At 70.2% G+C, this 8,253-nt stretch carries 11 protein-coding genes; 6 read left to right on the top strand and 5 right to left on the bottom strand.

Going from position 1 to position 8,253, the window contains the following annotated elements; genetic code table 11:
- On the top strand, positions 1-303 hold a 303-nt coding region (locus tag AC07F3_RS36415), incomplete at its 5' end, for an LLM class flavin-dependent oxidoreductase (protein ID WP_479118999.1).
- Positions 304-418: 115 nt separating this feature from the next.
- Here AC07F3_RS36415 and AC07F3_RS36410 read toward each other — a convergent pair.
- Together AC07F3_RS36410 and AC07F3_RS36405 are read right to left on the bottom strand one after the other, a co-directional pair.
- Complete coding sequence (locus AC07F3_RS36410) at positions 419-994, bottom strand: phage tail tube protein (protein ID WP_479118997.1); 576 nt, start codon at positions 992-994, stop codon at positions 419-421.
- An 86-nt stretch (positions 995-1,080) separates the two neighbouring features.
- The gene (locus AC07F3_RS36405) at positions 1,081-1,488 is read right to left on the bottom strand and encodes a hypothetical protein (RefSeq protein WP_479118996.1); all 408 of its coding nucleotides are present in this window, start codon (positions 1,486-1,488) and stop codon (positions 1,081-1,083) included.
- A gap of 642 nt (positions 1,489-2,130) precedes the next feature.
- Here AC07F3_RS36405 and AC07F3_RS36400 point away from each other — a divergent pair.
- Positions 2,131-2,427, top strand: coding sequence for a hypothetical protein (locus AC07F3_RS36400; protein WP_393134588.1), 297 nt, complete (start codon positions 2,131-2,133; stop codon positions 2,425-2,427).
- 110 nt (positions 2,428-2,537) lie between these two features.
- Here AC07F3_RS36400 and AC07F3_RS36395 read toward each other — a convergent pair whose 3' ends face one another.
- From AC07F3_RS36395 to AC07F3_RS36385, 3 genes are read right to left on the bottom strand one after another with little or no spacing between them, the layout of a single operon-like run.
- Positions 2,538-2,771, bottom strand: a complete 234-nt coding sequence (locus AC07F3_RS36395) for a hypothetical protein (protein WP_479118995.1) — start codon at positions 2,769-2,771, stop codon at positions 2,538-2,540.
- Positions 2,768-3,640, bottom strand: a complete 873-nt coding sequence (locus AC07F3_RS36390; protein WP_479118993.1) for a hypothetical protein — start codon at positions 3,638-3,640, stop codon at positions 2,768-2,770. The genes AC07F3_RS36395 and AC07F3_RS36390 overlap by 4 nt, the downstream gene beginning before the upstream one ends.
- Positions 3,637-4,017 (bottom strand): WhiB family transcriptional regulator, encoded by a 381-nt coding sequence (locus AC07F3_RS36385; protein WP_479118991.1) that lies wholly within the window; start codon positions 4,015-4,017, stop codon positions 3,637-3,639. Before AC07F3_RS36385 ends, AC07F3_RS36390 begins: the two co-directional genes overlap by 4 nt.
- 317 nt (positions 4,018-4,334) lie before the next feature.
- On the opposite strand from AC07F3_RS36385, the gene AC07F3_RS36380 reads away from it, so the two are divergent.
- The 4 genes from AC07F3_RS36380 to fusA all read left to right on the top strand — a co-directional run bounded on the left by AC07F3_RS36380 (position 4,335) and on the right by fusA (position 8,121).
- Positions 4,335-4,802, top strand: a complete 468-nt coding sequence (locus AC07F3_RS36380; protein WP_479118990.1) for a helix-turn-helix domain-containing protein — start codon at positions 4,335-4,337, stop codon at positions 4,800-4,802.
- 308 nt (positions 4,803-5,110) lie between these two features.
- Positions 5,111-5,482 carry a 30S ribosomal protein S12 gene (gene rpsL / locus AC07F3_RS36375; protein ID WP_003948652.1) on the top strand — a complete coding sequence of 124 codons (372 nt, stop codon included), beginning with the start codon at positions 5,111-5,113 and terminating at the stop codon, positions 5,480-5,482.
- Between the two features lie 2 nt (positions 5,483-5,484).
- Complete coding sequence (gene rpsG, locus AC07F3_RS36370; protein ID WP_053731192.1) at positions 5,485-5,955, top strand: 30S ribosomal protein S7; 471 nt, start codon at positions 5,485-5,487, stop codon at positions 5,953-5,955.
- A gap of 39 nt (positions 5,956-5,994) precedes the next feature.
- Entirely contained in the window at positions 5,995-8,121 is a 2,127-nt protein-coding gene (gene fusA / locus AC07F3_RS36365) for an elongation factor G (RefSeq protein ID WP_189963081.1), read from the top strand.
- Positions 8,122-8,253 lie beyond the last annotated feature (132 nt).

Below are 8,253 nucleotides of genomic sequence, written 5' to 3'. Positions count from 1 at the left end.
AGCCGCAAGCAGAACTTCTACAACCGGCTCGCCCGCCGCATGGGCTACGAGCAGGCCGCCGAGGAGATCCAGGACAAGTACCTCTCCGGCGACAAGCAGGGCGCCGCGGCGGCCGTGCCGCACGAGCTGATCGACCGGACCACGCTGCTCGGCTCGGTGGACCGCATCGCGGACCGGATGAAGGCGTACGCGGCGGCGGGGGTCACCACCCTGACGCTGGCCCCTGCGGGCTTCACGCTGGAGGAGCGCCTGACCGCCCTGCGCGCGGGCACCGAGGCCCTGGAGCGCGCCGGACTGGCGTGACACGCAAGGGGGGCGGGCCGGAAACCGCGGCCCGCTCGCGTGCGTGAGGCGGCCGCGTGGCCGTGGCCGTGGCGGGGGGGTGGGGGGGGGCCCCCCACCCCCCGGGCCCAGGGCGCTACTTGGTCGCGAAGGACTTGTCCTTCATCAGCCACGTCGCCAGCGGCGCGTCCGGCTTCGCGGCCATCGCGGTGAAGGTGACGCCCAGCTTCACGGCGCCCTTGCGGTTGAGGTCGATGTCGTCGGAGACGGTGACCACGCCGCGCGGCACCACGAAGCGGTAGCGCACGTCGGCGCCGTCGCTGAACTCGACGCCGAGCGCGCGCTCGTCCTCGCCCTGGTCGCTGTGGATCTCGTACTTGTAGAGGCCCGAGTTGGGGGCGGTCTCCACGACCTCGCCACCGCCGAAGAAGAACGGCAGGGTGTCCTCGTTGAGCTGGAGCATGCCGAACTTCAGGGTGAGCTCGCGCTCGGTGTAGATCGTGCGGGCCGGGGTCAGCGACTGCCACGTGTCGATGTTGGCGGTCTTGCCCTTGCGGCCGAACTTCACGCCGTCGGTGCTGGTGAAGCCCAGGTCGTGCCAGGCCGGGCCCCACTCGGCGGTGGTGTCGACGGGCGCGTCGGTGCCGGTCTTGGCGAGGAAGATGCGGCCGGTACCGGCCACGCGGATCTCGCTCGGGTTCATTCCGGACATGTGGGTCTCCTTGGAATTCGTTCGGGGTGTGCGAAAGGCCCCGCCGATTGCGGCGGGGCCTCGATGGCGTGGGGACGGGGGGAGGGTCAGGACGGGCGGAGCGAGAAGCGCACCGTGGTGAGGTAGCGGTTGCCGGCCGGCCGGTTGTAGTCCGGCAGCCAGCGCACCGCCTCGGTCTCCACGACGTCGGTGACGACCGCGGTGCCGTAGGTGGTGCCGCGGAGCTGGAGGAGCGCCGCGCGAACCGAGAGCGACACGGCGTGCGCGTCCGTCTTGGTCGGGCCGTACACCTCCAACTCGACCAGTGGCTGGTCGAGATGGAGGTCGTCGACCCAGGCGCCGCCGGTCCGCGAGACCAGCACCGCCTTCTGCGTACCGTCGAAGACGGGCGGCGGTCGGTTGTCGACGTCCACCCCGGCCAGCTCCGGCCGGTTCTTGAGGTGGTCGACGATCAGGCGCTCCACATCGGGGAACGCCAGCAGGGCCTCGTTCAACCGGGCCTCCTTTCGGTGAGTCGGTGAGTCGGTGAGTCGGTGAGTCAGGGCGCCGGTCGCGACCCCGGGGGGTCGGTGATGCGCGTAGCCGCGTCGGGCGCCCGGCGGTGCGGGCCGCGCGGGCAGTGCGGAGGGCGGGAGAGTGGGCTGCCGTTCGGCCCTGCCCCGCCGGAGCGCTCAACGCGAAGCGGCGGACGCCGTTGCCCCGGTGAGGGGCACAGCTCCGCCGCTGCACCTATTGTGAACGAGATCGTGCGAGCGCGCAACAAGAGGTTTCGGGCGCGCAATCAGACGGTCCGGTCCGGCGCCCCGAGAGGGTGGCCGCGGCGCCGTCCGGGATGTTCGCGCACGCACCCCTGCGGCATCGGCGCACAAGCCGGCCGGGCGGCCCGCGAGCGGTCCCGTCACCGAAGGCTTCCGGGAGCGGCCGGACAACGCGCGAGCGGTCCCTCCGCCGAGGGCTTCCGGGGTGGACCTCAGGGAACACGGTGTCAGTTGCAGGGGTTAACTTGGTGGTTGCAGCGCACTCCGGGACATCTGGTGGCAGATGGCCGGGAGTGGCACGGAAGGGCGCATGAGCCGACGAAGAGCACCTGGGGGTGGCATGAGCGAGCAGGTCGTGGGGTGCGGGGGAGTCGCCCGGTGAGCGTCTACAACGAGCGGGTCTCGGACGTCGTGATCGCGACCGTGGAAGTGGCCGCCGATTCCGCCAGCGCCGGATCCTTCACCCCCGAGGTCGCCCGCGCGCTCAGCGCCGTCGTCGGCAAGGTGGCGGAGCGCGCGATCGGGGACGCGGAGCTCAACGGGTTCGTCACGGGGTGGCAGGAGGCGATGGCCACGCTGGGGGACGATGCCCCGGCCGGTGCGCAGGTCTACCAGGTCCCCGCGTGGGACGTGCGCGGTGCCGGACGCGGCGCCCCGCGCCCCAGGGTGCGCTAGCCCGCCCCGGCCCGGCCTGCGCCCCGCCTCCCCACACACAAGTGCCCCGCGGCCGACATCGGCTGCGGGGCACTTCTCTGTACGGAGCACAGGGGGCGAGGGGGTGCGGTTCAGGGGCGCGGGCCGCGGAGTTCGTGGGGGCGGCGGGTCGCGCGCTCCGCGGCGAAGACGTCCGCCAGATGGAAGAGGTGGGAGCGGCCGCGGCGCCCCGCCGGGGCGATGTGCCCGAGCTGGACCCACTTGCGAATGGTGTCCGGCGCCACCGCGGCCTCCTCGGCCGCCATCGCGGTCGTGATGAGGGCGGTGCCGGGCGTGGTGCGGGGAGCCGTACGGTTCGGACTCATCGGGCCTGCGCCTCCTTGAGGCCGGCCGCCGCGTGCGCGTCACAACCCGGCTCCGCGCGGTGCGCGTCGGCCCTCGGCCTGGACGCCGCGTGCGCGTCACAGCACCGCTCGCCGCAGTACGCACCGGGCCGCGTCCCCGACCCCCGTGCGCCCGGCACCGTCGCCGAGCCCGCACCGGGCGCCGTCGAGCCCTCCGCGAGCTCGGGCCCCTCCAACTCCCCTGCCGCGTCCGCCTCCTGTGCGTCCGTCAGCTCGGTGACGTCCCTGCCCGCCGCGTCGGCGAGGTGCTGCCACTCGGCGCGGGCCCAGGCGTGGCGGTGGGCTCCGTCGGTGTGGCAGGCGCAGTCGGGCGCGGTGCAGCGGCAGCCGGGGTTGACGCAGAGGACCGTCTCGCGGTGCGGGAAGACCCGCAGGGACACCGAGTCGCAGTGCGGGCAGCGGCCGCCGACGCGGACCGGGCTCTCGGTGTCGCCCAGCGCGAGTGAGCAGCGGCGGGCCATCCGCCGGGCCTCACCCCGTACGTGCTCGGCGAGGACCGGGTGGTCCGCGAGGTCGCCGAGCAGGGCGAGCAGGCGGGCGAGGCGCTGTTCGACCGTGCCGCGCGGCGGGCGCGGCAGGCGCAGCTTCTCGATGACCGCCTCCTCCAGCTCCACCACACCGTCCGTGATGTCGCGGATGGTGTCGGATATGAAGAGCCGTACGGGCGCGGCGGGCGCGGTGGGGCGGCCCGAGCGGCCGGCGCCGAGCGGGCGGGCGCCCCGGCTGGGGGCGAGCTCGTGGTGCAGCTCGGGGAACTGCCGGCGCAGGATGCCCAGCCAGACGGCGGCGGGGTCGGGGCGGTGGGTCATGACGGCTGCTCCTGTGTTCATGGCTGCGGTTCCTCCGGGCGGTGTGCGCCGGAGCCGGCGGGCGTCGTACGGGGGCGGGCGGGACCGGCGGGCGCGCCGGGACGGGCGGGGCCGAGGTCGGCCGGAACCCTGACCTGGCGGCCGTTGCTCCACAGCCGTCCGCCGCTCACGCCGTCGAACCAGTTGTCCTGGGGGGCGACGGCCTCCAGGCAGCAGCGGCGTACGGGGCAGATGCCGCAGGCGCGCAGGGCGGGCCGGGCCGCCTCGGGCTCCCGGGCGAAGACGGCGTGGTCGGGCAGGCCGATGCAGGCGGCATGGGTGCGCCAGTCCTCGGAGCGCCGGACGGCGGGGTGGGCGCCCCGGGACAGGGGTGAGCGGACGAGCGCTGGTGCGGGCATGGAAGCGGATCCCTCTGAGAAGAAGGGGCGGAGAAAAGGAGATGCGGGGCGCGGCGCGGGCACGCGGAGGTTGCGGAGCCTCCGTGACCCTTGTTGCGGTTGCGCAATCAACTCTAGCGATATTGCGTGCGAGAGCGCAACAAAGATCGCTCTGCGTCGCCGGAATCGGACACGACGTGCTGCGCTGGAACGCATTTCACGTGCGGAATACCTGGATTTTGCCTGTTGGGGTGGCTAGTTGCGGACTCGCTCGTCATGCTGGTCATTGCGCGCGCGAACGGACGGTAGGGTCGGCGGTGTTGCGGAGGGAGCGTGCTATGAGCGAGAAAAGCTCGGATATGGAGCGGTTTGCGGGCTGGGTCGAGGACCTGATGCGCGAGCGCGGATACGACATCGACAGCCCGCGGGGCGGCGGCAGGTCCCGTCTGGCGGAGGACGCGGGCGTGCACCGGGCCGCGGTGACCCGGCTGCTGCAGCGGCAGAGCCTGCCCGACCTGGAGACGATGCGCGCCCTGGCGCGGGTCCTCGGGGTGGGGCTCCGGGACATGCTGATCGAGTCGGGCCGGGTGATGGCCGACGACCTGCCGCTGCCGGACGGCGGTCGGCCGGGCGGCAAGGGCGACGGCCGCGAGCGCCTCACACCGGCGGAGGCGGCGGAACTCCTGGGCATCCCGGACAGCCACCGCCGTCAGTTCGTCGAGATGACCGAGATGATCATCGCGGTGAGCGGGGCGCGCTCCGAGGGCGCCCGCCCGCGGCGGCGTGACGTCTCGGCGAGCAGCTGAGCGGTCCCCCCTCGGCGGGCCCGTGATCCCGGCGGCCCGACCGAGGGCCTGTTCACCGGCGTGTCAGGGTGGACGGCATTTGTTTTGACCCAAGTCGATGAGGTAGGTACGCTCAGACCTTGTGCCTGGGGTGTGCCTGGGCTCCGCTGCGTGCCTACGTCCGCAGGGCGAGCTCCCAGACCGGCCACCGCAATCTGCGCTTCTCCTGCCCTCGGGCGGGGGTCTGCAGTATTCGACACACCCGACCGCGTGGGTCGGAGACGTGTTCCAGGTTAGTTTTACTACGGCACACAGAAACCGGAGAAGTAGTGCCTACGATCCAGCAGCTGGTCCGGAAGGGCCGGCAGGACAAGGTCGAGAAGAACAAGACGCCCGCGCTCGAGGGTTCGCCCCAGCGTCGTGGCGTCTGCACGCGTGTGTTCACGACCACCCCGAAGAAGCCGAACTCGGCCCTCCGTAAGGTCGCGCGTGTGCGTCTGACCTCCGGCATCGAGGTCACGGCCTACATCCCGGGTGAGGGTCACAACCTGCAGGAGCACTCCATCGTGCTCGTGCGCGGTGGCCGTGTGAAGGACCTGCCGGGTGTTCGTTACAAGATCATCCGCGGTTCCCTCGACACGCAGGGCGTCAAGAACCGTAAGCAGGCTCGCAGCCGCTACGGCGCCAAGAAGGAGAAGTAAGAATGCCTCGTAAGGGCCCCGCCCCGAAGCGCCCGGTCATCATCGACCCGGTCTACAGCTCTCCTCTTGTCACCTCGCTGATCAACAAGATCCTCCTGGACGGCAAGCGCTCCACCGCCGAGCGCATTGTCTACGGCGCCATGGAGGGTCTCCGCGAGAAGACCGGCAACGACCCGGTCATCACGCTGAAGCGCGCGCTGGAGAACGTCAAGCCGTCCCTCGAGGTCAAGTCCCGCCGTGTCGGTGGCGCGACCTACCAGGTTCCGGTTGAGGTCAAGCCCGGCCGCCAGTCGACCCTCGCGCTGCGCTGGCTCGTGGGCTACTCCCGCGCCCGCCGTGAGAAGACCATGACCGAACGCCTCATGAACGAGCTGCTCGACGCCTCCAACGGCCTCGGCGCTGCGGTCAAGAAGCGTGAGGACACCCACAAGATGGCCGAGTCCAACAAGGCCTTCGCGCACTACCGCTGGTAGTCGCTACCCCCATCGAGACCGAGAGAAGACTGAGCCGATATGGCTACCACTTCACTTGACCTGGCCAAGGTCCGCAACATCGGGATCATGGCCCACATCGACGCGGGCAAGACGACCACCACCGAGCGGATCCTGTTCTACACCGGTGTCTCGTACAAGATCGGTGAGGTCCACGACGGCGCTGCCACGATGGACTGGATGGAGCAGGAGCAGGAGCGCGGCATCACCATCACGTCCGCCGCGACGACCTGCCACTGGCCGCTCGAGGACGTCGACCACACCATCAACATCATCGACACCCCGGGCCACGTGGACTTCACGGTCGAGGTGGAGCGTTCGCTCCGCGTCCTCGACGGTGCGGTCACCGTGTTCGACGGTGTCGCCGGTGTGGAGCCGCAGTCCGAGACGGTCTGGCGTCAGGCCGACCGTTACGGCGTTCCGCGTATCTGCTTCGTCAACAAGCTCGACCGCACCGGCGCTGAGTTCCACCGCTGCGTGGACATGATCGTGGACCGCCTCGGCGCGACCCCGATCGTGATGCAGCTGCCGATCGGTTCCGAGGCCAACTTCGAGGGCGTTGTGGACCTGGTCCGCATGAAGGCCCTCGTGTGGTCCGCGGAAGCGACCAAGGGCGAGATGTACGACGTCGTCGACATCCCGGCCACGCACACCGAGGCCGCTGAAGAGTGGCGCGGCAAGCTGGTCGAGACCGTCGCCGAGAACGACGAAGAGATCATGGAGCTCTTCCTCGAGGGCGTCGAGCCCACCGAGGAGCAGCTGTACGCCGCGGTGCGTCGTATCACCATCGCGTCCGGCAAGGGCGGCGACACCACCGTCACCCCCGTGTTCTGTGGCACGGCGTTCAAGAACAAGGGCGTCCAGCCCCTGCTCGACGCCGTCGTCCGCTACCTGCCTTCCCCCCTGGACGTCGAGGCCATCGAGGGCCACGACGTCAAGGACCCGGAGGTCGTGGTCAAGCGCAAGCCGTCCGACGAGGAGCCCCTCTCGGCGCTGGCGTTCAAGATCGCGAGCGACCCGCACCTGGGCAAGCTCACCTTCATCCGGATCTACTCCGGTCGCCTGGAGGCCGGCACCTCGGTGCTGAACTCCGTCAAGGGCAAGAAGGAGCGCATCGGCAAGATCTACCGCATGCACGCGAACAAGCGTGAGGAGATCGAGTCGGTGGGCGCCGGCGACATCGTCGCCGTCATGGGCCTGAAGCAGACCACCACCGGTGAGACGCTGTGCGATGACAAGTCCCCGGTGATCCTGGAGTCCATGGACTTCCCGGCCCCGGTGATCCAGGTCGCCATCGAGCCCAAGTCCAAGGGTGACCAGGAGAAGCTGGGTGTCGCCATCCAGCGTCTCGCGGAGGAGGACCCCTCCTTCCAGGTGCACTCGGACGAGGAGACCGGCCAGACCATCATCGGTGGTATGGGCGAGCTTCACCTCGACGTCCTCGTCGACCGCATGCGTCGCGAGTTCAAGGTCGAGGCGAACGTCGGCAAGCCGCAGGTCGCGTACCGCGAGACGATCCGCAAGACCGTCGAGCGCGTGGACTACACCCACAAGAAGCAGACCGGTGGTACCGGTCAGTTCGCCAAGGTGCAGATCGCGATCGAGCCCATCGAGGGCGGCGAGGCGTCGTACGAGTTCGTGAACAAGGTCACCGGTGGCCGCATCCCCCGGGAGTACATCCCGTCGGTGGACGCGGGTGCGCAGGAGGCCATGCAGTTCGGCATCCTGGCCGGCTACGAGATGACCGGCGTCCGCGTCATTCTTCTCGACGGTGGCTACCACGAGGTCGACTCCTCCGAGCTCGCGTTCAAGATCGCCGGTTCGCAGGCCTTCAAGGAGGCCGCGCGCAAGGCTTCTCCCGTGCTCCTTGAGCCGATGATGGCCGTCGAGGTCGTCACGCCCGAGGACTACATGGGTGAAGTCATCGGTGACATCAACTCCCGCCGTGGCCAGATCCAGGCCATGGAGGAGCGCAGCGGCGCCCGCGTCGTGAAGGGCCTCGTGCCCCTCTCGGAGATGTTCGGCTACGTCGGCGACCTCCGCAGCAAGACCTCGGGTCGCGCAAGCTACTCGATGCAGTTCGACTCCTACGCCGAGGTTCCGCGGAACGTCGCCGAGGAGATCATCGCGAAGGCCAAGGGCGAGTAACTCTCCCGAGTTCACGCTTTAGGCTTGTCACCGGAGCCACTGGGGCATTCGGCGTAAACCATCAGGTTTGCGGTGAATGCCCCGGGCCCCGGCATCCCAGCAAAGATCACCTGGCGCCGATGAAGCAAGGCG

This window comes from Streptomyces sp. NPDC045846, assembly GCF_056431605.1.
This window is presented reverse-complemented; position numbering and strand designations above follow the sequence as displayed.

Coding starts and splice junctions, on each gene's coding strand:
- AC07F3_RS36410 (WP_479118997.1), bottom strand. CDS start 994: ATGTCCGGAATGAACCCGAGCGAGATCCGCGTGGCCGGTACCGGCCGC.
- AC07F3_RS36395 (WP_479118995.1), bottom strand. CDS start 2,771: ATGAGTCCGAACCGTACGGCTCCCCGCACCACGCCCGGCACCGCCCTC.
- AC07F3_RS36390 (WP_479118993.1), bottom strand. CDS start 3,640: ATGAACACAGGAGCAGCCGTCATGACCCACCGCCCCGACCCCGCCGCC.
- AC07F3_RS36385 (WP_479118991.1), bottom strand. CDS start 4,017: ATGCCCGCACCAGCGCTCGTCCGCTCACCCCTGTCCCGGGGCGCCCAC.
- AC07F3_RS36380 (WP_479118990.1), top strand. CDS start 4,335: ATGAGCGAGAAAAGCTCGGATATGGAGCGGTTTGCGGGCTGGGTCGAG.
- rpsG (WP_053731192.1), top strand. CDS start 5,485: ATGCCTCGTAAGGGCCCCGCCCCGAAGCGCCCGGTCATCATCGACCCG.
- fusA (WP_189963081.1), top strand. CDS start 5,995: ATGGCTACCACTTCACTTGACCTGGCCAAGGTCCGCAACATCGGGATC.